Source organism: Allobacillus saliphilus (assembly GCF_018138385.1).
Taxonomy (GTDB): Bacteria; Bacillota; Bacilli; order Bacillales; family Alkalibacillaceae; genus Allobacillus; species Allobacillus saliphilus.
Window position 1 is genome coordinate 1 of record NZ_JAGSIE010000077.1, and the last position, 546, is coordinate 546.

A 546-nucleotide genomic window follows, 5' to 3' on the forward strand; every position below is an offset into this window, starting at 1 on the left:
ATACGCAGTATCATACCCATAAGTTGTAGGCGTTATCCAAAATCAGTCTGAAAAATATCTGCGTAAGCATTATTACAGGTATAGATATTCAGCACATACCGCCTTGATGTTCTGATCCACTTGGCTGGTACAGAGACAAACCTGAAGACAAACGCTTTTATGCGACTTGTTGCATTGAGTCCGAACCTCTTTACGTCAAGTCTGTGGATAATGGCCTTGTAGAAATTACGGATAAGTGCCGTAAGAAGAAGGAACACAGTGTTCTCTGCCATGAAGGATTTGGGCAATCTGTCCCACCCGAAACCATTGTTCATATCATCGAAGATACGTTCCTTTCCTCCACGAAGGTTATAGAACTCGACAATTTCTCTTGTGGAAGATTCATAGTCGTTAGTCAGGATACAACGGTATGTGTATTCTCCTTCCCAAAGATCCAGCACACCGTCCATCCGTTTCTGTCTTTGAATCACAAGTCGGTATGCTTTACCCTTCCACTTCTCAACAAGAATAGAGTTCAATTCGAACTCAATGCCATTGATTTCCTCA

General features: G+C 42.1%; 1 protein-coding gene. It reads right to left on the reverse strand.

The window, feature by feature from the left end:
- Positions 1 to 32 precede the first annotated feature (32 nt).
- Positions 33 to 546, reverse strand: a 514-nt coding sequence (locus KC820_RS13130) for a transposase (RefSeq protein WP_212371714.1), incomplete at its 5' end; no start/stop codon positions are given.